Annotated in this window: 22 protein-coding genes, 1 tRNA gene and 2 pseudogenes; 14 read left to right on the forward strand and 11 right to left on the reverse strand. The window is 64.2% G+C overall.

Going from position 1 to position 24,234, the window contains the following annotated elements:
• Positions 1-122: 122 nt before the first annotated feature.
• The 3 genes from parC to E5S69_RS17600 form a co-directional block, all read right to left on the reverse strand.
• Positions 123-2,465, reverse strand: a complete 2,343-nt coding sequence (parC, locus tag E5S69_RS17590) for a DNA topoisomerase IV subunit A (RefSeq protein WP_171515936.1) — start codon at positions 2,463-2,465, stop codon at positions 123-125.
• A gap of 80 nt (positions 2,466-2,545) precedes the next feature.
• Positions 2,546-3,346 (reverse strand): lytic transglycosylase domain-containing protein, encoded by an 801-nt coding sequence (locus E5S69_RS17595; RefSeq protein ID WP_171515937.1) that lies wholly within the window; start codon positions 3,344-3,346, stop codon positions 2,546-2,548.
• Positions 3,347-3,443: 97 nt separating this feature from the next.
• Positions 3,444-5,435 carry a DNA topoisomerase IV subunit B gene (locus E5S69_RS17600; protein ID WP_171515938.1) on the reverse strand — a complete coding sequence of 664 codons (1,992 nt, stop codon included), beginning with the start codon at positions 5,433-5,435 and terminating at the stop codon, positions 3,444-3,446.
• A 345-nt stretch (positions 5,436-5,780) separates the two neighbouring features.
• Between E5S69_RS17600 and E5S69_RS17605 the strand changes: the two genes are divergently transcribed.
• From E5S69_RS17605 to E5S69_RS17620, 4 genes and pseudogenes are all read left to right on the forward strand, one after another.
• On the forward strand, positions 5,781-6,992 hold the full coding sequence (locus E5S69_RS17605; RefSeq protein WP_171515939.1) for an MFS transporter: 1,212 nt from the start codon (positions 5,781-5,783) through the stop codon (positions 6,990-6,992).
• A 247-nt stretch (positions 6,993-7,239) separates the two neighbouring features.
• Positions 7,240-7,831 (forward strand): annotated as a pseudogene (locus tag E5S69_RS17610) (transposase); the annotation flags it as partial.
• A gap of 55 nt (positions 7,832-7,886) precedes the next feature.
• Positions 7,887-9,158 (forward strand): IS256 family transposase, encoded by a 1,272-nt coding sequence (locus E5S69_RS17615; RefSeq protein ID WP_423766649.1) that lies wholly within the window; start codon positions 7,887-7,889, stop codon positions 9,156-9,158.
• A gap of 45 nt (positions 9,159-9,203) precedes the next feature.
• Positions 9,204-9,503: pseudogene (locus E5S69_RS17620) on the forward strand (transposase); the annotation flags it as partial.
• A 163-nt stretch (positions 9,504-9,666) separates the two neighbouring features.
• Here E5S69_RS17620 and E5S69_RS17625 read toward each other — a convergent pair.
• On the reverse strand, positions 9,667-11,601 hold the full coding sequence (locus E5S69_RS17625) for an ATP-binding cassette domain-containing protein (protein ID WP_171515941.1): 1,935 nt from the start codon (positions 11,599-11,601) through the stop codon (positions 9,667-9,669).
• Positions 11,602-11,940: 339 nt separating this feature from the next.
• Here E5S69_RS17625 and E5S69_RS17630 point away from each other — a divergent pair, with 339 nt between their 5' ends.
• The gene (locus E5S69_RS17630; RefSeq protein WP_171515942.1) at positions 11,941-13,119 is read left to right on the forward strand and encodes a benzoate/H(+) symporter BenE family transporter; all 1,179 of its coding nucleotides are present in this window, start codon (positions 11,941-11,943) and stop codon (positions 13,117-13,119) included.
• A 21-nt stretch (positions 13,120-13,140) separates the two neighbouring features.
• Here the strand turns inward: E5S69_RS17630 and E5S69_RS17635 are convergent, their stop codons facing one another.
• Positions 13,141-13,650, reverse strand: coding sequence for a hypothetical protein (locus E5S69_RS17635; RefSeq protein ID WP_171515943.1), 510 nt, complete (start codon positions 13,648-13,650; stop codon positions 13,141-13,143).
• A 256-nt stretch (positions 13,651-13,906) separates the two neighbouring features.
• Here E5S69_RS17635 and E5S69_RS17640 point away from each other — a divergent pair, with 256 nt between their 5' ends.
• The gene (locus E5S69_RS17640) at positions 13,907-14,239 is read left to right on the forward strand and encodes a DMT family transporter (protein WP_171515944.1); all 333 of its coding nucleotides are present in this window, start codon (positions 13,907-13,909) and stop codon (positions 14,237-14,239) included.
• A 50-nt stretch (positions 14,240-14,289) separates the two neighbouring features.
• On the opposite strand, the gene E5S69_RS17645 is transcribed toward E5S69_RS17640, so the two are convergent.
• Positions 14,290-15,027 carry a polysaccharide deacetylase family protein gene (locus E5S69_RS17645; protein ID WP_171515945.1) on the reverse strand — a complete coding sequence of 246 codons (738 nt, stop codon included), beginning with the start codon at positions 15,025-15,027 and terminating at the stop codon, positions 14,290-14,292.
• A gap of 20 nt (positions 15,028-15,047) precedes the next feature.
• Positions 15,048-16,208: a glycosyltransferase gene (locus E5S69_RS17650; RefSeq protein WP_171516116.1), complete on the reverse strand. Its 1,161-nt coding sequence runs from the start codon at positions 16,206-16,208 to the stop codon at positions 15,048-15,050.
• 766 nt (positions 16,209-16,974) lie between these two features.
• On the opposite strand from E5S69_RS17650, the gene E5S69_RS32960 reads away from it, so the two are divergent.
• From E5S69_RS32960 to E5S69_RS17665, 3 genes are all read left to right on the forward strand, one after another.
• The gene (locus E5S69_RS32960; RefSeq protein WP_236901372.1) at positions 16,975-17,169 is read left to right on the forward strand and encodes a DUF2471 family protein; all 195 of its coding nucleotides are present in this window, start codon (positions 16,975-16,977) and stop codon (positions 17,167-17,169) included.
• Positions 17,159-17,461 carry a hypothetical protein gene (locus E5S69_RS17660; RefSeq protein WP_171515947.1) on the forward strand — a complete coding sequence of 101 codons (303 nt, stop codon included), beginning with the start codon at positions 17,159-17,161 and terminating at the stop codon, positions 17,459-17,461. Before E5S69_RS32960 ends, E5S69_RS17660 begins: the two co-directional genes overlap by 11 nt.
• 844 nt (positions 17,462-18,305) lie before the next feature.
• Positions 18,306-19,421: an acyltransferase family protein gene (locus E5S69_RS17665; protein WP_171515948.1), complete on the forward strand. Its 1,116-nt coding sequence runs from the start codon at positions 18,306-18,308 to the stop codon at positions 19,419-19,421.
• Between the two features lie 2 nt (positions 19,422-19,423).
• Here E5S69_RS17665 and E5S69_RS17670 read toward each other — a convergent pair whose 3' ends face one another.
• The 3 genes from E5S69_RS17670 to E5S69_RS32650 all read right to left on the reverse strand — a co-directional run bounded on the left by E5S69_RS17670 (position 19,424) and on the right by E5S69_RS32650 (position 20,415).
• Positions 19,424-19,666, reverse strand: coding sequence for a hypothetical protein (locus tag E5S69_RS17670; RefSeq protein WP_236901373.1), 243 nt, complete (start codon positions 19,664-19,666; stop codon positions 19,424-19,426).
• 42 nt (positions 19,667-19,708) lie between these two features.
• Positions 19,709-20,053 (reverse strand): hypothetical protein, encoded by a 345-nt coding sequence (locus tag E5S69_RS17675; protein WP_236901374.1) that lies wholly within the window; start codon positions 20,051-20,053, stop codon positions 19,709-19,711.
• A 236-nt stretch (positions 20,054-20,289) separates the two neighbouring features.
• The gene (locus E5S69_RS32650; RefSeq protein ID WP_272871724.1) at positions 20,290-20,415 is read right to left on the reverse strand and encodes a hypothetical protein; all 126 of its coding nucleotides are present in this window, start codon (positions 20,413-20,415) and stop codon (positions 20,290-20,292) included.
• Between E5S69_RS32650 and E5S69_RS32430 the strand changes: the two genes are divergently transcribed.
• From E5S69_RS32430 to E5S69_RS17685, 3 genes are all read left to right on the forward strand, one after another.
• Positions 20,414-20,659, forward strand: coding sequence for a hypothetical protein (locus tag E5S69_RS32430; protein ID WP_236901381.1), 246 nt, complete (start codon positions 20,414-20,416; stop codon positions 20,657-20,659). The two genes, E5S69_RS32650 and E5S69_RS32430, sit on opposite strands and share 2 nt — an antisense overlap.
• Positions 20,571-21,590, forward strand: a complete 1,020-nt coding sequence (locus E5S69_RS17680; protein ID WP_236901378.1) for an acyltransferase — start codon at positions 20,571-20,573, stop codon at positions 21,588-21,590. The genes E5S69_RS32430 and E5S69_RS17680 overlap by 89 nt, the downstream gene beginning before the upstream one ends.
• A 626-nt stretch (positions 21,591-22,216) precedes the next feature.
• Entirely contained in the window at positions 22,217-22,429 is a 213-nt protein-coding gene (locus E5S69_RS17685) for a hypothetical protein (RefSeq protein WP_171515950.1), read from the forward strand.
• A gap of 257 nt (positions 22,430-22,686) precedes the next feature.
• Here E5S69_RS17685 and E5S69_RS17690 read toward each other — a convergent pair.
• A tRNA-Arg gene (locus E5S69_RS17690) sits at positions 22,687-22,761 on the reverse strand.
• Positions 22,762-23,062: 301 nt separating this feature from the next.
• Between E5S69_RS17690 and E5S69_RS17695 the strand changes: the two genes are divergently transcribed.
• Both E5S69_RS17695 and E5S69_RS17700 read left to right on the forward strand, forming a co-directional pair.
• Entirely contained in the window at positions 23,063-23,356 is a 294-nt protein-coding gene (locus E5S69_RS17695; RefSeq protein WP_171515951.1) for a hypothetical protein, read from the forward strand.
• 97 nt (positions 23,357-23,453) lie between these two features.
• Positions 23,454-24,230, forward strand: coding sequence for a PP2C family protein-serine/threonine phosphatase (locus tag E5S69_RS17700; protein WP_171515952.1), 777 nt, complete (start codon positions 23,454-23,456; stop codon positions 24,228-24,230).
• Positions 24,231-24,234: the final 4 nt, after the last annotated feature.

Here is a 24,234-nt window from a genome sequence, read left to right on the forward strand (position 1 = left end):
GCTGAGCCAGGAAAACCCAATCGGCAAGCAGGAAAGCGGGTCACTTCGTGGACACGCTGGCCCTCTCCCCCGCCCCTCTCCCATACATGGGAGAGGGGAGAAAACACCTGCTTCGATGAAGCTTAGTTGCCGCTGCCCGGCGGCTCCACCCGCACCGGCTCGATCATCGGCTCCTTCAGCTTCGCCTCGAGTTGCTTGCCCTTGCGCGCGCGCTTGCCCACGTAGGGCAGCAGCGACTGCCCGGCCAGCTTCTGCGACGACGGCTTGCCGCCGCGGCCGGCGCCGGACAGCACCAGTCCCGGCGCACCCACGGCAACCGCCTGCAGCAGCTTCTCCTTGGGCTCGAGCTCCATCAGGATCACGCCGCGCCCGCCGGCGGACAGCACCTTCACTTCATCCAGCGCCACCAGCAGCAGGCGGCCATTGCCCGACAAGCACGCGGCATGGGTGGCCTCGTCGCCCAGCGGCGCCGGGGCCAGCGGGGTGTCGCCGTCGTCGAGCGTCAGGAACGACTTGCCGCCCTTCTGCCGGCTGATCATGTCGGCGACCCGGGTCTGGAAGCCATTACCGCCCACGGTGGCGATCAGCATGCGCTGTTCGGCCGCGCCCGCGAAGGTATGCGCCACCTGGCTGCCGGATTGCAGTTCGATGAGCGTGGTGATGGGCACCCCGTCGCCGCGCCCGCCCGGCAGGCCGGCGACCGGCACCGAATAGACCCGACCGTTGGTGCCGAACGCCAGCAGCACGTCGACGGTGCGGCATTCAAAGGTGCCATACAGCGCATCACCGGCCTTGAAGGTGAACTGCTGTGCGTCATGGCCATGGCCCTGGCGCGTGCGCACCCAGCCTTTCTGCGACATCACCACCGTGACCGGCTCGTCGATCACGCGCACCTCGGCCGCGGCGCGGCGCTCTTCCTGGATCAGCGTGCGGCGCGGATCCTTGTCCTCGGGGCTGTACTGCTTCGCGTCGGTCTCGATCTCCTTGATGATGCGACGGCGCATCATGGTCTCGGACTTGAGCAGCACGTCCAGTTCGGCCTGCTCCTCGCGCAGTTCCTTCAGTTCCTTCTCGATCCGGATGGCTTCCAGGCGCGCCAGCTGGCGCAGGCGGATTTCCAGGATGTCCTCGGCCTGGCGGTCGCTCAGGCCAAAGGCCTCGATCAACGCGGGCTTGGGCTCGTCGCTCTCGCGGATGATGCGGATCACCTCGTCGATATTGAGCAGCACCAGCATCCGGCCTTCGAGGATATGGATGCGGTCCTCGACCTTGCCCAGGCGATGGCGCGTGCGCCGCGTGACGGTGTTGAAGCGGAACGCGATCCACTCGCCCAGGATCTCGCGCAGGCCCTTCTGGCGCGGACGGCCGTCGGTGCCGATCATCACCAGGTTGATCGGCGCCCCGGATTCCAGGCTGGTATGCGCCAGCAGCGTCTGGATGAACTCCTGCTGGCCCACGTTCTTGCTCTTGGGCTCGAACACCAGCCGCACCGGCGCGTCCTTGCCGGACTCATCACGCACCGCGTCGAGCACTGCCAGCACGGTGGCCTTGAGCTGCTGCTGGTCCTGCGTCAGCGCCTTCTTGCCGGTCTTGATCTTGGGGTTGGTGATTTCCTCGATCTCTTCCAGCACCTTCTGCGCCGAGGTGTTGGGCGGCAACTCGGTCACCACCAGTTGCCACTGGCCGCGCGCCATCTCCTCGATGGTCCAGCGCGCGCGCACCTTCAGGCTGCCGCGGCCGTTCTCGTAGATCTGGGCAATGTCCGCCGCCGGCGAGATGATCTGGCCGCCACCGGGATAGTCCGGCCCCGGCATCAGCGCCAGCAGTTCGGCCAGCGAGATATTCGGGTTGCGGATCATCGCCACGGTGGCGCCTGCGACCTCGCGCAGGTTGTGCGGCGGGATCTCGGTCGCCATGCCCACCGCGATGCCCGAGGCGCCGTTGAGCAGCACGAACGGCAGCCGCGCCGGCAGCAGCCTGGGCTCCTGCATCGAGCCATCGTAGTTGGCGATAAAGTCGACCGTGCCTTCGTCGATCTCGTCGAGCAACAGCCGCGAGATCGGCGTCAGGCGGGCTTCGGTGTAGCGCATCGCCGCGGCGCCATCGCCGTCGCGCGAGCCGAAGTTGCCCTGCCCGTCGATCAGCGGATAGCGCAGCGAGAAGTCCTGCGCCAGCCGCACCAGCGCGTCATAGGCGGACTGGTCGCCATGCGGGTGGAACTTGCCCAGCACGTCACCGACCACGCGCGCGGACTTGACCGGCTTGGCGTCGGCGCGCAGCCCCATCTCGTGCATCGCGAACAGGATGCGCCGCTGCACCGGCTTCTGGCCGTCGGCCACCTCGGGCAGCGCGCGGCCCTTGACCACGCTGACGGCGTAGTCCAGGTAGGCGCGCTCGGCGTAGCGGGCCAGCGTCAGCGAATCGGCCGGCTCTTCAGGTTGAAACGTGATGTCTTGTTGTTCCATGGATAGGCAAGGATTCGGCGCGCCACGCGTTGGACTTCAATGGCGGGCGCACCGGGTGGCTTGTGATTCGTGGGTGCCGGTCAGGGCATGGCACGGCGCGCGCCGATCACCATCTTCACGCGCGGACCGTCGTCGCCGGCGCCGGCGCTGGCGCGCTTGAGCACCACGCCCTGCTGTGGCTGGTACAGCCGGTAGAACTGCAGCACGGTGCTGACATACTGCCGGGTTTCCGGATAGGGCGGAATGCGGTTGTTGTAGCGCTGCACCGCGCCCTCGCCGGCGTTGTACGCCGCCAGCACCAGTTCGAGGTTGTTGGGGAACTGCTGCATCAGCCAGCTCAGGTAGCGCACGCCGGCGGTAATGTTGGTGCGCGGATCGGCCAGCTTCTGCTCGATGCTGCGGCGCGCATCGGCGCTGACGCCAAAGCGCGCGCCGGTATCGGGGATCACCTGCATCAGGCCGATCGCGCCCTTGGGCGACACCGCCGCCGGGTTGAAACCGGACTCCACCGCCATCACCGCCTTGACCAGCGCGGGATCAACATCCTGCTTGCCGGCGATCTGGTGGATCAGCGGCTCGACGGTCTTGATGTTGGGATGGTTGACGACGTAGCGGTACAGCTTGTGCTGTTCCAGGTCGATGTCCGCGCCCGCGGCCTGCGCCTGCCGTGCGGACAGGCGCGCGGAGTCGAGCTTGCCGCCGTCCTTCATAAACAGCTTGTAGCGCGCGTCCAGCTTCTGGTCGGCAAAGTGGGCCACGCCGTCGTCATCGATGTAGCCCCACAGCTCGGCATGCGCCGCCGGCACGCAGGCAAGCCCGGCCAGCGCCAGCAGCACTGCCGTCGCCTTGCGCCATGGGTTGCCGGGGGTTCTCGTCTTCATCGTGCGTTCCAGAGTACGGCGGACCGGAGCCGGCATTATGCGCCAATCGGGCGGGGCCGGCACCGGACCGGCCCCGCCCGCGGCGCAGCGGCCCGGCTCAGATATCGGCCTCGACCTCGTTGCCTTTCTCTTCCAGCCAGCTGCGGCGCTGGGCGGCCTCGCCCTTGCCCATCAGCATGTTCATCATCTCGACGGTCTGCGGCAGGTCGTATTCGCCCAGCATCACGGGCAGCAAGCGCCGCGTATCGGGGTTCATGGTGGTTTCCCACAGCTGCTCGGCGCTCATCTCGCCCAGGCCCTTGAAGCGCGAGATCTGCCACGAGTTTTCCTTGACGCCGTCCTTGAGCAGCTTGTCCTGGATGGCTTCCAGTTCGCCTTCGTCGAGCGCGTACAGCTTCTGCGCCGGCTTCTTGCCGCGCGCCGGGGCATCGACGCGGAACAGCGGCGGCCGCGCCACATAGACGTTCCCGGTCTCGATCAGCTTGGGGAAATGGCGGAAGAACAGCGTCAGCAGCAGCACCTGGATATGCGCGCCGTCGACGTCGGCATCGGACAGGATGCAGATCTTGCCGTAGCGCAGGTTGGACAGGTCGGGCTCGTCATTGGCGCCGTGCGGGTCGACGCCGATCGCCACGGCAATGTCGTGCACCTCGTTGTTGGCGAAGAGGCGGTCGCGCTCGGTCTCCCAGGTGTTGAGCACCTTGCCGCGCAGCGGCAGGATCGCCTGGAATTCCTTGTCGCGGCCCATCTTGGCCGAGCCGCCGGCGGAGTCGCCCTCGACCAGGAACAGCTCGTTGCGGGTGATGTCGGTGGACTCGCAGTCGGTCAGCTTGCCCGGCAGCACCGCCACGCCGGAGCCCTTCTTCTTCTCGACCTTCTGCGCCGCGCGCGTGCGCGCCTGGGCCTGGCGGATTACCAGCTCGGCCAGCTTCTTGCCGTACTCGACATGGTGGTTCAGCCACAGCTCCAGCGCCGGGCGGCTGAAGGTGGATACCAGCCGCACCGCGTCGCGGCTGTTCAGGCGTTCCTTGATCTGGCCCTGGAACTGCGGGTCCAGCACCTTGGCCGACAGCACGAACGAGGCGCGCGCGAACACGTCTTCGCTCATCAGCTTGACGCCCTTGGGCTGCAGCGCGTGCATCTCGATAAAGCTTTTCACCGCCTGGAACAGCCCTTCGCGCAGGCCGGATTCATGGGTGCCGCCGGCCGGGGTGGGGATCAGGTTGACGTAGGACTCGCGCACCGGCGCGCCGTCCTCGGTCCAGGCCACCACCCACGACGCGCCCTCGCCGTCGGCAAAGCCTTCCTCGCCGGGGTTGGCGTCGGGGTCGGCGAAGTGCTCGCCCTCGAACATCGGGATCACCAGCTCGGCGCCGCTACCCTGCGCCAGCGCTTCGACCAGGTAACCCTTCAGGCCCTGGTCATACTGCCAAGTCTGGCGCTCGCCGGTTTTCTCGGTCACCAGCGTGACCTTCACGCCCGGCAGCAGCACCGCCTTGCTGCGCAGCAGGCGCTGCAGCTCCGCCAGCGGGATCGCGGCGGAATCGAAATACTTCGCATCCGGCCACACCTGAACGCGCGTGCCGTTTTTCTTCTCGCCGCGCTCGAGCTTGCGCGAAGCCAGCGGCACGGTCACGTCGCCGCCCGAGAAGGTCAGCGTCGAGCACATGCCGTCGCGCCAGACGGTCACGTCCAGCTGCGTCGACAAGGCATTGGTCACCGACACGCCCACGCCATGCAGGCCGCCGGAAAACGCATAGGCGCCGCCCTTGCCCTTGTCGAACTTGCCGCCGGCGTGCAGCCGGGTAAAGACGATCTCGACGACCGGCACGCCCTCTTCCGGGTGGACGCCCACCGGGATGCCGCGGCCGTCATCTTCCACGCTGAGGCTGCCGTCGCGATGCAAGGTCACCAGGATCTCGGAGCCGTGGCCGCCGAGGGCCTCGTCCGAGGCGTTGTCGATCACCTCCTGCACGATATGCAGGGGGTTGTCGGTCCGGGTGTACATGCCGGGGCGCTGCTTGACCGGCTCCAGGCCCTTCAGGACCCGGATGGAAGATTCGCTGTACTGACTGGTTTTGCTCGCCATGGAGTCGCTACGAAAGTGAGGGGCCGGCTGCCGCGAGGCGTACAACTGTGCACGCGCCGGGGCACCGGGCACTGCATTGTAATGGAAGCGCGCGACGCCAATCCCGCGGAAAAAGCCAAGGACCCGCACGCCTCGTGCCGGCCCCGGCTTGCCGGGCTACCGGCACTTTTTCCCCGGCACCCCAGGTGACGGCGCCGCCGTACGCGTTTTCCCGAGCCGGAGTAAACTCCCCTCCACCCGGCCCCGGCAAGCCTGATTGCCGTTCCGGCGCGGCAAAAACAACAAGCAACAGACCATCCCCCTCGGCGCCGCCCCACCCGGCGCGACCGCACACCGAGCCAAGACATGCAGAACCGACAACTCTCCCTGACCACCGTCCTTGTATGCGGTGGCTTGCTGGTCACCCTTTCGATGGGCATCCGGCACGGCTTCGGCCTGTTCAACCTGCCGATCACGCAGGCCCACGGCTGGAACCGCGAGACCTTCGCCTTTGCGCTGGCGCTGCAGAACCTGATGTGGGGCGCGAGCCAGCCGTTCGCCGGGGCCCTGGCCGACAAATTCGGCGCGCTGCGCATCATGCTGGTGGGCGTGGCGCTATACGTGGCCGGACTGGTGGTGATGGCGATGGCGACCAGCGGCACCGCCTTCGCCACCGGCGCCGGCGTGATGATCGGCATCGCCCAGTCCGGCACCACCTACAGCATCGTCTATGGCGTGATCGGCCGCGTCGCCAGCCCGGAAAAGCGGGTCTGGGCGATGGGCATCGCCGCCGCCGCGGGCTCCTTCGGCCAGTTCCTGATGATTCCGGTGGAACAGGGGCTGATCTCCGGCCTGGGCTGGCAGAACGCGCTGTACGTGATGGCGCTGATGGCGTGCGTGATGCTGCCGCTGGCGCTGACCCTGCGCGAACCGCGCGAGTCCGCCCACGGCGGTGGCCACCACCAGACTATCGGCCAGGCCATCCATGAAGCCTTCGGCAACCGCAACTTCCAGCTGCTGACGCTGGGCTACTTCGTGTGCGGCTTCCAGGTCGTGTTTATCGGCGTGCACCTGGCACCGTATCTGAAAGACCAGGGACTGACCGACCCGAAGGTGGCCGTGGTGGCGCTGGCGCTGATCGGGCTGTTCAATGTGTTCGGCACCTATACCGCCGGGGCCCTGGGGCAGCGGCTGCCCAAGCGCTACCTGCTGTCGGCCATCTACCTGACGCGTTCGGTGGTGATCGCCGGCTACCTGATGCTGCCGCTGACCGTGGCCAGCACCTGGGTGTTCGCGGCGCTGATGGGCTTCCTTTGGCTATCGACCGTGCCGCTGACCAACGGCATCATCGCGCAGGTATTTGGCGTGAAGTACCTGTCGATGCTGTCCGGCGTGGTGTTCTTCTCGCACCAGATCGGCAGCTTCCTGGGGGCGTGGCTGGGCGGCTACCTCTATGACCGCACCGGCGGCTACAACACGGTGTGGGTGATTGCGATCGGGCTGGGCGTGCTGGCGGCACTGGTCAACCTGCCGATCCGCGAGCAGGCGCTGGTGCGGGCGCAGCCGGCGGCGGCGTGATGGCCTCGGGACGGGCGACCATGGCGAAGGCGGCCGGTCTGGCGGTGCTGGCGGGGGTGCTGGTGCTGGGGTTCGTGGGGTATTTGCGGCCTGCGTTTGTGGTTGGGCTGGCTAATATGGTGTTGGCTTGGTGTGGGTGAGGGGGTTTTTTTGCGGGCGTTTTGGGTGGTCGCTCGTGGTGACATGCTGTCGGCGGACCTGTCAGAGATTTTGTGTTTAGGGCATAACATGTTGCCAAGGAGCATGTATGCCACGCAGAACCAAGACGAGCCAGGCCGCCGACCGTGAGTTGCCGACCATCCCCGAGGAGTTGCTTGCCCATTTCGTCAAGGGCCCGATGACTGCCGAGGCGGTCCAAGACGCTTCGATGGCGTTCAAGAAGGCCCTGATCGAACGCGCCCTGGGCGCTGAGCTCGGCCATCACCTAGGCTACGCGGCTGGCGCCGAGCGCCCGGCCGGCACGGTCAACCAGCGCAACGGCAAGAGCGCCAAGACCCTTCTGACCGACGGCGGCCCGCTGCGGATAGACATTCCGCGCGACCGCGACGGCAGTTTCGATCCAATTCTGATCCCCAAGCACGAGCGGCGCTTCACTGGGTTCGACGACAAGATCATCGCCAATGTACGCCCGGGGCATGACCGTGCGCGAGATCCAGGCGTTCCTGGCCGAGCAGTACGGCACCGAGGTATCGCCCGAGTTCATCAGCTCGGTGACCGATGCGGTCATGGACGAGGTCACCACCTGGCAGGCCCGCCCGCTGGAGGCGATGTACCCGGTGGTGTTCTTCGACGCGCTGCGGGTCAAGATGCGCGAGGACGGGGTGGTGCGCAACAAGGCGGACCTATCCGGAATTTTGTGTACGAGGCATATCATGAGAGGTAATGACCATGGATATGCCGATGAAGAAGAAACGTACGGTTGCGTCTCAGGCAGCGGCCCGCGGGCCGCTGCCGGCTTTGCCGGAGGGGTTGCTTGACGAACTGATTAAAGGGCCGATGACGCCCAGCGAAGTCCAGGATCTGATGCTGGCGTTCAACAAAGCCATCATCGAGCGAGCGATGGGCGCCGAGATGAGCATGCACCTGGGCTATAAGCCGGGCGACCCCAAGCCGGCCGAGCAGTCTAATGCGCGCAACGGCCTCACGGGCAAGACCGTTATCACCGACCGCGGCCCGGTGCGGGTCGAATTGCCGCGCGACCGCGATGGCAGCTTTGAGCCGGTCTTGATCCCCAAGCATGAGCGGCGCTTTACCGGATTCGACGAGCGCATTATTGCCATGTACGCGCGCGGCATGAGCGTGCGCGAGATCCAGGCGTTCTTGGCTGAGAGCTACGGAACCGAAGTCTCACCGGACTTCATCAGCTCGGTCACCGATGAAGTCATGGCCGAGGCAATCGCGTGGCAGAGCCGCCCGCTCGAAGCCATGTACCCGGTCGTGTTCTTCGACGCGTTGCGGGTCAAGATCCGCACCGACGGCGTGGTCAGCAATAAGGCCGTGTATCTGGCATTGGGCATCCAGGCAGACGGTCAACGCCATGTGCTGGGCCTGTGGGTCGAGCAGACCGAAGGTGCCAAGTTCTGGCTCAAGGTCTTCAACGAGCTCAAGAACCGCGGCTGTCAGGATATCCTGATCGCGGTGGTCGATGGCCTCAAAGGCTTGGCTGAGGCCGTTGCGACGGCCTATCCCCGCACGACGGTGCAAACCTGCATTGTGCATTTGATCCGCAACAGCCTGGACTACGCCAACTATAAGGACCGCAAGGTGCTGGCGCAGGCGCTGCGGCCAATCTACAGCGCGGCCAGCGAGCAGGAGGCCGAGCAGGCGCTGCAGGACTTCGCCGACGGCCCGTGGGGTGAAAAACTGCCGATGATCGCCCAGTCGTGGCGACGCGCCTGGGAGCACGTCACGCCTTTCTTCGTGTTCCCGCCCGAGATCCGGCGCGTGATCTACACCACGAATGCCATCGAAAGCTTGAATATGCAGCTGCGCAAGATCATCAAAACCCGAGGGCACTTCCCCTCGGATGAAGCCGCTGTCAAGCTGCTGTGGCTGGCGCTGCGCAACGTGCTGGCCAAGTCCGTTCGCACGACCTATGACTGGAAGTCCGCCATGAACCAGTTTGCTATTCTGTATGGCGAGCGATTTACTGCGGCACGGGGCTAACAGAATTCAAAAACCGCCTCGCACACAAAAATGCGGACAGGTCCCCCCCCCATTGCCGCATCCTGGCGTCGCGCCTGGGATCAGGTGATCCCGTTCTTTACCTTCCCGCCGGCAATCCGCAAGATCATCTACACGACCAACGCCATTGAAAGCATCAATGCGCAATTGCGCAAGATCATCAAGACCCGGGGACACTTCCCCAGTGATGAAGCGGCGACCAAGCTGCTGTGGCTGGCCCTGCGCAACATCACCGGCAAGTGGGGCAGCTCAACGCATGACTGGAAGGCTGCCATGAACCAGTTCGCCATCCTTTACGAAGAGCGCTTCACCCACCCGCATCATTGAGATAATGCTGGCTCACCGGTCAAATCCACGGTGAGCCTTTATCTGCCCTGAACACAAAAACGCTGACAGGCCCTGGTGACATGCTGTCGGCTTTTGGACCGCCTGGTTCAACAGCCGACAGCATGTCACCAACAGCGACAAACACTGCCCCAAAAAAACCCCCTTACACCCCCTCCCCCTTCCCCTTCAACTCCAACCCCTCCCACCTCTCCAACGCCTCCAACAATTCCATCTCGATCTCATCATGCCGCGTGGCAAGCAAAGCTGCCTTGGCCGCATCACTGACATACAGCGACCCATCCTCCAGCTGCGCCGAGATCGTCTTCTGCTCGCTCTCCAGCGCAGCGATGCGCTCGGGCAACGCATCCAGTTCCCGCTGCTCCTTGTACGACAGCTTGACGGTGCGATTGGCCCCACGCGCCTCGCGGGAGTCCTTGCCCTTGGCCGGCTCGGCCGCCTTCTGCTCGGCGGGCTTGCGCGCTGCCTGCAGCGCGGCACTGCGGGCCGACTGTTCGACCCAGTCGGAATACCCACCCACCGATTCACGCCAGACGCCATCGCCTTCGGCGGCCAGCGTCGAGGTCACCACGTTGTCCAGGAAAGCGCGGTCATGCGATACCAGGAACACGGTGCCGCCGTAGTCCTGCAGCAGTTCTTCCAGCAACTCCAGCGTGTCGATGTCGAGGTCATTGGTGGGCTCGTCCAGCACCAGCACATTGGCCGGACGCGCGAACAGGCGCGCCAGCAGCAGCCGGTTGCGCTCGCCTCCCGACAGTGACTTGACCGGCGAGCGCGCGCGCTCGGGCGCGAACAGGAAGTCGCCCAGGTAGCTCATCACGTGCTTGCGCTGGCCGTTGACCTCGACCCAGTCGCTGCCCGGGCTGATGGTGTCGGCGAGCGACTTCTCCAGGTCCAGCGCGGTACGCATCTGGTCGAAATACGCCACCTGCAGGTTGCTGCCGTTGCGCATGGTGCCGCTGTCCGGCGCCAGTTCGCCCAGGATCAGGCGCAGCAGCGTGGTCTTGCCGGCGCCGTTGGGGCCGATCAGGCCGACCTTGTCGCCGCGCATGATGGTGGCGGTGAAATCGCGCACCACCACCTTGTCGCCATACGCCTTGCTGACATCCGTCAGCTCGGCCACGATCTTGCCGGAGCGGTCGGCCTGCGACACCTCCAGCTTGACGTTGCCCTGCAATTCGCGGCGCGCGGCGCGCTCGTTGCGCATCGCCACCAGCCGCTGGATGCGCGACACGCTGCGCGTGCGGCGCGCTTCCACGCCCTTGCGGATCCACACCTCTTCCTGCGCCAGCAGCTTGTCGAACTTGGCCTGCTCGACCTGCTCGGCGGCCAGCATCTCTTCCTTGCGGGCCTGGTAGGCGGCGAAGTTGCCAGGGAACGACACCAGCCGACCACGGTCCAGTTCGACGATGCGCGTGGCGACGCGATCAAGGAAGGCACGGTCGTGGGTGATCAGCAGCACGCTGCCGCGAAACTGCAGCAGCAGGTCTTCGAGCCAGCGGATCGCTTCCACGTCCAGGTGGTTGGTCGGCTCGTCGAGCAGCAGGATGTCGGGCTCGGCCACCAGCGCCTGCGCCAGCGCCACGCGCTTCTGCAGGCCGCCCGAGAGCGCATCGACGCGCGTGTGCGGGTCCAGGCCGAGGCGCGCCAGCGTGGTTTCCACACGGGTGCGCAATTGCCACGCGTCGGCGGCATCCAGTTCGGACTGCAGCCGATGCAGTTCGGCCAGGGCGGCTTCGTCGTCGTGATGCTGGGCCACGCGTTCTGCCGCGGCCTCGTAATGCACCAGCAGGTCGTGCGCATCGCCCATGCCCTGCGCGACGGCGTCAAACACCGTGATGCCGGGCGCGAACTGCGGCTCCTGCGGCACGTAGGCGCTGGTCACGCCGCTCTGGCGGGCGATCAGGCCGTCATCCGGCGCCGACAGCCCGGCCACGATCTTCAGCAGCGAGGACTTGCCCGAGCCGTTGCGCCCGATCAGCCCAACGCGCTCGCCGGCCTCCAGCGAAAAGTCGGTGTGATCGAGCAGGGCCACGTGCCCGAAGGCAAGCTGGGCGTCGGTAATGGAAAACAGGGCCATGGGAAGGAAGACGAGACAGCGAGGAAAGAAGGGACGAGCCGGCGGCGCGGGACCACGGCGGCAGCCCGCATTGTAGACGACCAGCACCGCGACCCGGCCGGGCAAAAAAGAAGGGCCCGCGCACTGCGGGCCCAAGAGTCTCTCCTCGGTGCCCTGCTCGCAAGGCACGAAACCAGCATAACAACGGCCCACGGCCGGCTCCAGTCGGACAAGTCCGTAAGGGAAAGCCCCGTCAACGATGGCCGCCGCGCTGCGCCCCCGGCGCGCCGGGCCAAATTGGTACGGCCAAGCCACTCATGCGAAGATGGCGGCCGTATCCAAGTGCCTGCTGCCTCGCCCATGACCACCGCTTCGCTGAAATTTTCCGACCTGTCCGTGTCGGCGCTTGTCGCCGGGCTGGTCGCCACGCTCACCGGCTATACCAGTTCGCTGGTGTTGATGATCCAGGCGGGACACGCGGCCCACCTGACCGACGCGCAGATTTCGTCGTGGATCTGGGCGCTGTCGATCGGCATGGGCATCACCACCATCTTCCTGTCGCTGGCGCTGCGCGTGCCGATCGTGGTGGCATGGTCGACGCCCGGCGCCGCGCTGCTGATCGCCAGCCTGCCGGGCGTGCCGTATGCCGAGGCCATCGGGGCCTTCCTGCTGGCCGCGTTGCTAATGACGGCGGCCGGCATGACGGGCTGGTTCGACAAGCTGATGCGCGCCCTGCCGGCCAGCATTGCCTCGGCCCTGCTGGCGGGCATCCTGTTCCGCATCAGCGTGGACGTGTTCGTGCAGGCGCAGCACCAGACCGTGCTGCTGCTGGCGATGTTCGCCGCCTTCCTGCTGGGGCGGCGGTTGTGGCCGGCTTATGCGGTGCCGGGGGTTCTGCTGGCAGGAGTGGTTGTCGCCGGGGGACTCGGCCAGCTCGATTTCTCGGCCGTGCGGCTGGAACTCGCGGTGCCAGTGTGGACCACGCCGGCGTTCTCGATGCCGGCCTTCATCAGCCTGGCGATCCCGCTGTTCATCGTTGCACTGGCTTCGCAGAACATCCCCGGGCTGGCCGTGCTGCAGGCCGACGGCTACCACGTGCCGGCCTCGCGCCTGATCACCGTGACCGGCCTGGCCTCGGCCGCGCTGGCGCCGTTCGGCTCGCACGGCATCAACCTGGCGGCCATCACCGCGGCGATCTGCACCGGACCGCAGGCCGATCCCGACCGCCACCGCCGCTATACCGCGGCGGTGGTGTGCGGCGTCGGCTACCTGGTCGCGGGCACGCTTGCCGCCAGCATTGCCGCGCTGTTCACCGCCTTTCCGCAGGCGCTGGTGGTGGGCGTGACCGCGTTCGCGCTGATGGGCTCGATCGCCAACGGCCTGACCGTGGCCATGCAAATCCCGGCGGAGCGCGAAGCTGCCCTGCTGACGTTCATGATCACGGCCTCCGGCATGACCCTGGCGGGCATCGGCTCGGCGTTCTGGGGCGTGGTGGGCGGCGTGCTCGCCTACCACGTGCTGCGCCCCCGGCCGGCCTGACGGCAGGCCCGCGCCGGGACGCTACAGCAGCAGGAAAGCCAGGTCGGACAGCCCGATTTCCTCGGGCGGCACGCCCTTGCGGCGCTGGAACAGGATGTGCTGCAGCACGCGGTCGCGGTCCCCGGCAAAGGCCTGCGGATCCAGCCGCAGCGCCACGCGCGCGTAGTGCTCGGCCAGCAGCCGGTAGACCCGGTGCCGCACCACCAGCATCTCGTTGTCGGCATGCAGCCGGCTGATTGCGCCGGTGTGCTCTTCTTCCAGCTGGCGCATGCCCACGACTACCCGGGCGTGCATGCCGCGGTAGCGGTCGGCCTCTGCATGGGCCTTGCGCAGTTCCTCACGCAGCGCGCGCACCTCCTGCATCAGCCTCAGGTTGTGCTGCACCCCGCGCTGAATCCGCGCGGCTTCTTCCAGCGCCTGGTCCGCCGCCGCGATGGTGTCTTGCCATGGATTCGTGTCAGGCGTGATGACGGTGTCCCCGGACGCAGATGACGCCGAGACGGCCGCGCCGTCGATGCCAGTGTGTTGCATACCGCTCCCCTATCCCCCGCGCCCGCCACCGGCATCGTGCGTGCCGGCTTGGTCAGGCAAACTTCCGCGACTGCCTCGACAACCGTCCTGCCGCAGGCCAGCGTGCGCCCGCCCGGTGCGGTCCTGATCGGCACATTCAATCCTGCATGGCCGCTTCGCACAACCACCGCGAGGGAGGGACGCGGCTTTGGCGCAACATGCGCAGGACGCTAAGATGCCGGATCAGGCCCAAACCGGCCAACCACTTCTGCAAGCCATGAACGGATACCTGCTGCTCGCCCTCGCCATCGTCGCCGAAGTCATCGCCACCAGCAGCCTGAAAGCCTCGCAGGGTTTTACGCGGCTGATGCCCAGCGTGCTGGTGGTCACCGGCTACGTCGCCGCCTTCTATCTGCTGATGCTGGTGATGCGCACGGTGCCGGTCGGCATCGCCTATGCGATCTGGAGCGGCGCCGGGATCGTGCTGGTATCGCTGATCGCCGTGGTGTTGTACCGGCAGGTGCCGGACCTGGCGGCCTGTGTCGGGATCGGGCTGATCATTGCCGGCGTGGCGGTGATCCAGCTGTTTTCGAAGACCAGCGCGCATTGACGCGGCATGGGTACCGCGCTACCAGTTTTGCTTCAAGTGGCGCGCCAATGTCAGGATCCCTCCGATTTCGCTCGCCGCTTATCTTCATGTCGCGTCAGGCATTTCTGCAGGAAGCGGAACAGGTTGGTGCCGCAATGCACGTGCACGCGCGGCAGGCCGAACGGATTGTCATCGGCACATGCCAGGCCACGCTGCGTCAGCGTGGCGTTGTCGAACCCGGACTCGCGCACCATGTCCCGGTGGAGCGGCAGTTGTTCGCCATAGGGGTAACAGAACGCGGTGACTGGCATCGACACCAGGTCCTCCAGGGCTGCTTTCGACGTTTCAATTTGGCGGCGCGCTTCTTCCGGCGACAAGGCGGGCAAGTGGACGTGATCGACCGTATGGGCGCCCACCTCGTTGCCAAGGCGTGCCCACTCCCGCACCTCCCTTGCGTTCATCAGCGGCGCATGCGGAATGCCCTGGCCTGCGTCCCAGACGTTGCCGCCGTCGATCTGGCCAGACACAAAGTAGTTGGTGGCGCTGAAACCAAATTCGGCCAGGACGGGCAACGCATGGCGGTGGACATTGCGGAAACCGTCGTCAAACGTGATCCCGAACACCTTGCCCGTCCGCTCCCCTCGCAGATAGGGCATGAGCTCGCGCATCGACAGGCCGCGATAGCCGAGCCGGCGCATCCACGCCAGCTGCTGACGAAATTGCGCGGGACTGACGGTCAGGCCGCGAAATGGCGTGCCAGCGGGCGGCACGATATCAATCTGGTGATAGGTCAGGATCGGGATCGACATGGCGGAAGAAAGGCGCGGCTTTACTGGCCGAGGCTACGCCGAGGCGCGGCAGGAAGCACGTGGAACCGGGCACCGCGCGCAAGCGCCGCCTGATACACCCCGAGGGTGGCGGCCACGAAGCGATCCATGCCGAAGCAAGTCGCGCTTTTCGCCAGGGCAGCCTGCCCCATCTCACCCAGCTGGCCAGGCGTAGCCAGGATCTGCTCGAGACGCGCCTTCAGTGCCGCGATGTCAGCGCGGGGTACGACCCAGCCGTCCTGCCCATCGGTGACATTCTCCGGCAGGCCGCCGGCATCGCTGACCAGTACCGGCAGGCCCATCGCCATCGCCTCACGGCAGGCAAATGACAAGGTCTCGCTTCGCGACAGCACAAAAGCAGCATGCCCCGCCGCCAGGGCGGGGCGAACATCGTCGAGCAAGCCAGTAAACACGACTTGATCGGTAAGACCGAGCGCAGCGACTTTACTCGTCATGCAGGGCAAGGGCGCTTCGCCGGCCAGGATCACGCGCACACCGCTGCGCACGTCGCAAGGCAGTTGCGCAACAGCCGCGAGCAAATCCGTCCAGCCCTTCTCATAACGGGTGCCGGCGGTACTGACAAAAACGGTGCAAGCAGCGTCGGGACCAAAATACCGCGCCCGCGCCGCCTCGACGCGCGCCAGATCGGGCGGTGCGAAATACTCGGGATCGAGGCCATGCGGAACAGTGGTCATCGGCACACGGCAGTATGGAGACGAGCGCAGCTTACGCTCGACATAGTCACTGACTGCAATCACATGATCCGTACCGATCCAGGCGCGCAGCCAATTACCGAAACTTGTGCTGCGATGGTCATTGTGTTTCGTATAGATAATGCGTGGCCGACGCAAGGCAATGAGGCGTACCAGCGAAACCAGCTTGTGGTCCGCCGAGCCGTTGACATGGATGATATCGAACCGCCCCAGGCTGATGAGCCGCCAGAGCGCCCAGACTTCGCACAGCCAGCGTAGGCCTCGGGGAGCATAGTCCAGCGCAACTACACGGACCGCAGGGCGGACGCTGGCAAGCCGGTATAAACGGCTCGTGCGCGGAACGGCGACGGTGACTTCATGCTGGGGCGCCAGTCCCGTCAACAGATTGACGACATAAGTATCATGCCCCCCACCGTTTTCGCGGTGGAAGTTCGTAAAAAGCACTCTCAATTTCTCCTCCACTGAGTGCTCTTTTATGCTCAGAGCATTCTCTTATTCTTACAAACCATTACGCCGGACCTGGAAGGAAAGTGGCTCAAACCCGCCTTCAGGCAAGGGGGACTGCTGATCCTTGCGTCCATCCCCTTGAAAGCAAAAGATAAATCGATTGCAACCCTTCGCACAATGGGTCGAATCCCTGCCCGCCGCGGCCGGCCGCCGGCATTCGCCCAGTAAGATTTCGTAACGCCTTGAGAAACATTCTCGTTGACGCGGGGCCAGCAGGAACGGGATAGCGAAGGACATGGCCGACAGCGACTTTATGCAGCCATGCAGCGCAGGGATCTGATGGTGATCAGTAAAAGGGCCATCTGCCGGGGACACAGAATCCTCGGCAAATGACTTGTCCTGATATGCCGAGCGCAGATCAAAGGAAACTCGGGAACAGCGAAGGCTGGATCCGCCGGATAGCCTAGCGCTACGGTGCCTTGCCGGGAATTGCTGGAAGCGGGGAAATGGGCTGGTCCCGCCGACAGGATTCATAAAAACGCTAGAAATCCGCTAGGTACGCGGGATACCGGTCCTGTGAGTATTTCGGTGCCCCTACCAATGCCCCGAAAATAATGCTGGGGTTTTGGCGCTTGGGTACACGTATATCCATACAGTACTCAATACTGAAACCCATGGATCCCATCCACGTAGCCGAAACCGCTATTCGCGAGGCTGCGCCGGACATCGTAGCCCGCCACGAGCCGCCGGGCACCTGACCTGGCGCCTGTTGCATCAGATCGAAGACGAGGTTGTCGCCGCCGTTGAGGCGAGCCGGAAGGTGAACCCAGGCATCCTGCGCATGATGCGCGCGTCGCCGCTGGTGGGGTATCCGAAGAACGATGAGCCCGTCGATTTCGGCAGCGCCGGCGCGGTTGCGGTGACCTTCAGCATCATTGTGGAGGCATGGAAGCATGTCCACTGAACTGCGCGACATGTCCGCGGTATTCCTCGAGGCACAGTTCCTTCCCGACGACCAGGTCGAAGAGCGGCTGGACTGCGAAGCCATCACCGAGAGGCGGGACAAAATCGTCGTCCATGGTCTCGATGTGCGCCACGTCCGCGCGCTGCGCTGGACGCCGGACTTCGTCTCTTTTCAGGCTGCTGGACAGGTGCGGCGGCACGCAGTGAGTGGCTGGGCTGAGGCCGCGCCAAGCACGGGCGTGTTTGCGCGGCGCGAGCACGCAGCGATTGCGGAAGTCGACCACGGGCAATAGCAAACTCGCCGCCGGCTGCCACCTGCCAGCGACAATTCCCGAGTCCTATCCAACCACCAGGGCCAACGGCATCCTCGGACGCGTCCAAGGTGACCACATTGCCGCCAGCCTGCAGACGCTGGGCCGGCCACGGCGGCAACGCCGAATCATCATGAGGTGTTGATAGAAGCTGGCCACCTTGGCACCGTGCGTCTCTTCGTCGAGAAGAAGCCTTGTACGCCATAACCGCCACAGCCACTATTACTGGGCGGCCTTCCGCGCCGAGATGGAACTACGGACTACTTGTAGGACCGGTAGCGCTCGACCCAGAAAAAATGGATCGGTAATGGCGATAGAGGTTCTGGCATGTCGGACGGCGACTGATATCGGCGAGCGAGCGGAGACTGGCAGCCTGCGCTCGAAGCCGCCATCAGTGTGGGGTGGGCCGGAGCTCGACGCGAGGATATCGAGCTGCACATCCAGCCACTGGGCGGCCGGCGTGCGACTGCGTGCCGAAAGCACCAATCCCGCTGACTTCGTCGGATAACGATCATGCCCGCGCTGCCACCGGTACCGACCCTGGCAGAGCTACGCCGATGCTGGTGTGCGAGCGCAAAACCATCCCAAGCGAGCCCGGCTGGCACTTCGAGATCAAATACGACGGCTACCGCCCGCTGTTTACCACTGGCGACGCGCCGCGGTTGAAGTCCCCCCGGCGGCGTGCCGCCGGAGCGCTTGGACCCGGTCGAAATCCGCATGCTCGGAGGAATTCCGAGAAGTTTCCCCTCCGCCTTAGTGGAATATTGGCGGGTGGGGAAGTATCAGCGCGCGCTACAATGCGCGCTGCTTGCACCAAGGCCGACACATGAGCAACCGCCGCATATATGAGATTGATTCCCTACGAGGGATCGCCGCCCTCATCGTGGTCTTCACCCATTTCCAGCCGTTCTTCTGGTCGCGCGTTGTGCATTGGGGATTCCTTGCTGTCGACCTGTTCTTCATTCTGAGCGGGATCGTCCTAACCAAGACCTATGAGGCTCAGATCCTATCCGGCTCTATTAGCGCGCGTGATTTCCTCGCACGGCGATTTGCCCGGCTGGCACCCCTTCACTATCTGGCACTAGCGTTATTTCTGCTGGCCGAGCTGTGGTCATGGGTGACGGGACATGGGCACGTAGTGAACTGGTACATGCCGCTCTACTCATTTTTTTTGAACTTGGTGTTCCTGCAGAACGTAGGATTGACCAGCCAAATGACATGGAACGATGTGTCATGGTCGATCTCGACTGAAATGGTCGTGAACCTGCTGTGGTTCTATGTGCTCGTGAAGCTACGACCGACGGCTGCGTTCTTCATATCGGCGGTAATCGTAGCGGGCCTGTTCATCTTCACCACTATGGGCCCGAATCTAGATTTCACCTTCGCCAACAAGTTCGGCATCAATATCGGGCTGGTGCGCTGCGTGATGGGATTCTCGCTAGGCGTAGTGATGGCGCGCACGCTAACCGTCCATGGCACACCGTCGCTGGGCGGGAATGCAGCGGCAATCGCTGTATTGGCTCTGCTAGCTTGGGTGAGCTATGCATACAAGACGCCGGGGATGGAGGGGGCCGATTATGTCGTGGTGCTGTTCATCTACCCGGCCTTGGTATTCATCTCGCTAGGCCGCTCATTCCTTTCGTCCATTCTGCGTACGAAGCCTCTGGTTTTCCTCGGCGACATCTCATACTCGGTCTACCTTATGCACCCGCTGGTCGCGCGTGTTGTGTCTCGATTCCTTGATCTGCCGGCGCCGTATCGCGGCATCGTGGCGGTAGGGGCGGTACTGCTGGTGGCTACACTCACCTATTACACCGTCGAGCAGCCGGCGCGGCGATACTTGACGTGGCGCCTTACTTCCAACCAAGCGAGTCGATCAACGCCTGATGGCGGTCCCGGCACTCGCGGCTCTGACACTGCAGGTCAAGGGCGAACTGCCTGAGATCAGCGAGCGTCGGCCCCGTCGACGCTTCCAGTGCTCGCGAACAAGTCTGTGCCGTTGGCAATGGCGGCGTTATCGCGATAGATGCGCATCCAGTCGTCACCAGTGCGGCAATCAGCAATGTCAGGCGTCGCATGCTTGGCAGCCTCCACGGTCTCGGTGATGGTGCGGTACTGCACCGTCTTCTTGTCGCGGATTTCCAGGTACAGGCTGAAGGCGGCGTCGGCGTTGGTGCGCCAAGTCACCGACCTCCTTCTGCGCGGCCGCACGCTCCACGGCCTTCCGGTCTAATCTGCCCTTAACGTAGCCGGCACCGCGAGCCGCGCCAAGGACCACCAGGACAGCCAGCCACAGGCGAGGATCGAGAATGCGCACGCCAGCCTCCGCTTCACTAGGTGCTGCAGTTCCAGTCGCCAGATGCCCCACAAGACACCTAGCGCGACGGCGGTGTTCAGCCCGACTTCTGGCTCGCTGTGGCATGTCCATGGACTAATCGTGTTTCCGAGCGCTGCAAAGTTGACCAGCAACAGCACGACGATGGCACCGCCGGCCCGGTTCCGCACCCTCTGCGTCAGCACGGCCCACATCGAGCCGCCCCAGATGATGGCGTTCGCCACAAGGTTGATCGACATCAGCCTTTCGGCATTTCGCGATGGCGTCGGCCAGACGGCCGACCTGGGATGTCGGCGAGCGCGCCGCGGCGGGTGATAAGGTAGACAGCAACCTTGTCCTGCGCGGCCGGACTGAAATCCTGCACCCCGCACGCGCGGCTCGCCCAGTCCCAGGCATCCGTTTTGGCCTTCCCGGAATGGCTGCCATGACCTGGTACCGGCTGCGGCGTCGCTCCAGCCCGACCGCGTCAGGACCGCTATGCGTGGGTGGTTGACGTCGCCTGGAACAGCGTGCGGCCGACGTTGACGTTGTAGCCGTCGACCTTCCCCGGAACGGGTGACGTTCCCTCGCTGAATGCCAGCATGTCCAGGAAGGCTGCCATGTTCTGGCCTCCCGGCAGAGTTGCGGGAATAGTGAGTGGCATGGCGGCTCGGGAAACAAAAATTGCCCACGCGAGCGGGCTGAGAATCGCCACGACGGGTGGCGGCTATGACGTTGGTAGAATGGCCGATCCAGAGGATCTGCCATTTTTTGATAATGACAAGGCAAAAGTACGTAGACCACCTGCGGGCTTTCTCGGCGATCTGTGTGATTGGAATCCACACACACGGCCCGTTTTTCCATAAGCCTGCCATGTGGAGTCCGACCGGAATCGTGGGTGGCATCATCGACACGACAGTACGGGTTGGACTGCCGTTGTTCTTCATGATCAGCGGCGCGCTGCTTTTGACTAAGCCTTGTGACTCGGTGAGCCGCTTTTACCTAAGACGTTTCCCAAAGATCCTAATACCGTTCATCCTTTACTCGGCGGCCTACTACGTCTACGGGCACCTGGTCGAGAAGCCGTCGCCAATGTCCTTCGGCGACTTCTGGATGGCAATAGTTCGCGAACCGCAGTTCTACCATCTTTGGTTCGTCTATACCCTTATTGGCATCTACTTCATCGTACCTTTCATATCGATCGCCGTAACGCAGATGGACAACAGAATGCTATGGACAGGGCTACTGGTCTCGATGACGCTGTTGCAGTTGCGGCAGCTTTCCCCTCTTGTAGGACTCCATATCAACGGAAGTCTGGTCACCATAGGCCCGTGGCTTCTTTACCTTGTTGGCGGGTATGCCATCACCAGGGTAGATGGGAAGCGATACAGACCAGCGTTCCTGACGCTGACGGCGCTAGGATTTGTTACGACCTTCTTCGCGCGTGCTTGGCAATTAGAGATTGGAATCTTCGATCAAGGCCTGAACATGTACGCCCTATCGTTAGGCGTGTTCGGGCTATTCATGAGTTCGACGCGGCTACCAGCTGATGGGGCGATACTGGACCGGGTGATGAACACGATCTCCACCTACTCTTACGAAATCTATCTGGTACACCCATTGGTTTTGGTATGGCTGCGGGACAAGGTGTTCGAGATGACAGAGTTCCATCCGATCTGGAACACTTTTTTGCTGACATCTACAGTACTGCTCGGATCGCTCCTCGTCGCCGCAGTGATACAGACATTCGTCACTGGACCATGCTTGAGGGTTGCAGACCGACTTATCGCAAGGTGAGCCTAAATGGTGGGCTGGGGTGGCCCACACAATCGCTTGCGGATATCCAGGCTGACTCGGAGGTCTCTCTGCTGCTGGCGATACGATTGCCACACGACGCAAAGAAAGCAGAACTTGATGACTAGACGCCTATCCCTTCCGTCCACGCTATGGGGGTGTTGCTGCACTCCTCGTGTCCTTAAGCACTCCGTCTACCTGCTTGCAGGAAGCGATGATCTTCCAGGCTTGCGCCACTTCCTCTCGATGGGGGGCGTCGATGTCGACCTATTCTTCATGATCGGTGGCTTCATCATGGTTCACACGACATGGGGCGCCAACGGGGCTTAAAGAGCGCCGCGGAATTTCTCGTGAAGCGATTCGCCCGTGTGTGGCCTGCCAATGCTTCCTAGACCGCAGCCTGGATTTGCCTACGGCAGAACGTCGAGCTCCATCCATCCGTCCTCGATGTTGCCGGAGAGCCTCTTGCTTCTTCCAGCAAAAACTGGAGAAGCCACTGTTTTTAGCCGAGTCTTACCGTCGGGTGACGCTGAACTATGTAATGCTGTTCTATGCTCCTCGCGCCCTCGATGTTATTCCGGAGTCTTAAGCTTCTACTCTAGGCATGTTCCTTTTCTTTCTCGTATCTCGTGCCAACCCTGAACGGGTATTTCACCTTCTACCCAGAGAGGCCACCTGTCCTTGACAACATCAACCTCGACTTTGCGACGAATCCGATCCTGCTGGATTTCGCCTTCGGGGCTTTGGTGGGTATGGTCTACCGCTATTTCCACATCTTAACGCCAGCGCATACCAACGCCGGTTCTAAGCGCAATCGCCATTCTGAGCGCCTCAGCCCTTGACTGGCATCTAGCTTCCGGTCGGTGCCACCACGGCTTCTCTTCGCGCTCCTTATGTTGGAGAAGAACCCAGCACTGTGTCTCCCTTCGTGGTTAGCTCGAGGGCACCGAAAATAGGGGCATTCGAAGATGTCCCTTAGGATCCCTCAAAAGTGACGGATACAACGGTCCAAGACGAACTATAGCGAACGCCGATGCGACGCTAAGCCTCGATTTACTTGGGAGATGAGGACTTTGACGAACTGCCGCGAACTATTCTATGGTCCCGCCGACAGGAATCGAACCTGTATCTAGCGCTTAGGAGGCGCTCGTTCTATCCATTGAACTACGGCGAGGGACAGGACTGCCAGGACGGCAAGCCGCGGGCGCGGTGATCCTGGAGACGGGCCGGAGTATATCAAAATCCGCACACCCGCGGCCCGGCGCCGCTGCAGTGGTGGGGGTTGACCGACACTGGCCTGCCGGGGTGTTGGCAGTCAACCAACGCGGCCGGGGGCGGCTGCGGGCCGCGCCTGGCTGGCACCCCCGGCGCGCCTGGGTTTCCGGTCTGCGCCGGTCGGCTCGCGGCCGTGGCACGCCGCTTGCTCAATGTCCGTACCGCCCCGGCGCAACGCCGCTTCTCCCGGAGACCGCATCATGGCCAACCTTTCGATCCGTGACCTTGCCAGCTGCCGCGAACTGGCTCCCGCCGCCATGGCGCGCGTGCGCGGCGCCGGCGGACAGTGGGTGTTCGGCTGGATCCGCCCGTTCGTGCCCTCGTCGCCGGCGCCGCTCGGCGCGGTGATCAACTTTTACGAGATCAACTACAGCTTCTATGCTGATCAGATGAACAACCAGTTCCAGAACATCGATATCCGCAACAACGCGCCCAATGCCAACATCAATGTCCGGGCCGACCAGGGTGCCAGGAACGACGGCCGGCTGGTCTGATCCGGTGTGGAATTGAGTGCTGGTGCGTCCGTGGCCAATGCCTCGGGCGCGACCGGCGCGGTGGCGTAGACCGGGCGGATGCGGAGCGGAGACGAGATTGGGTTGCGACTCGCATTTCCGGTGGACCTCGGCGGCGTGCACGGACGTCGGGCGCGTGCGCGAGCGCAATGAGGACGCTTGCCTGGACCTGCCCGGCCAGCAGTTGTGGGCCGTGGCCGACGGCATGGGCGGCCATGCCGTCGGCGATTTCGCCAGCCAGGCGGTAGTGCGCGCGCTGGCGGCGCTGCCGCCGCAGGCGCGGCTGGAAGACCGCATCGACGCCACGCATGCGGCCTTGCAGGGGGTGAACCTGGCGCTGGTCGACGAAGCCGCGCGACTGGGGGTGCGCTGCATCGGCAGCACTGTGGTGGTCCTGCTTGCGGGCGACAGCCGCTGTGCCTGCCTGTGGGCCGGGGACAGCCGCCTGTACCGGCTGCGCGGCGGCCAGCTGGTGCGCCTCACGCGGGATCACAACCAGGTCGAACGCCTGCTGGCGCGGGGCCTGATCACGCCGGAACAGGCGCGCCACCATCCCGCGCAGAACACCATCACGCGCGCGGTCGGCGCGGCCCCGGCGCTGGCGCCGGAGCAGCTGCTGACCGACGTGGTCGACGGCGATAGCTACCTGTTGTGCAGCGACGGCCTGAGCAATGAAGTCGACGATGACGAGATCGCCGCGGTCCTGGCACAGCAGGACGTGGCGCAGGCCGCGCTGACGCTGGTGCAGAAAGCGCTCGATGCGGGCGGGCGCGACAACGTGTCGGTCGTGGTGCTGCGCGCGGCCGATCCGTACGGCTCCGACCGCACGCTGGTCAATCCGGAACTGGACGCCTGACGCC

This window comes from Cupriavidus necator, from assembly GCF_013141915.1.
In the GTDB taxonomy this organism is placed as follows: domain Bacteria; phylum Pseudomonadota; class Gammaproteobacteria; order Burkholderiales; family Burkholderiaceae; genus Cupriavidus; species Cupriavidus necator_B.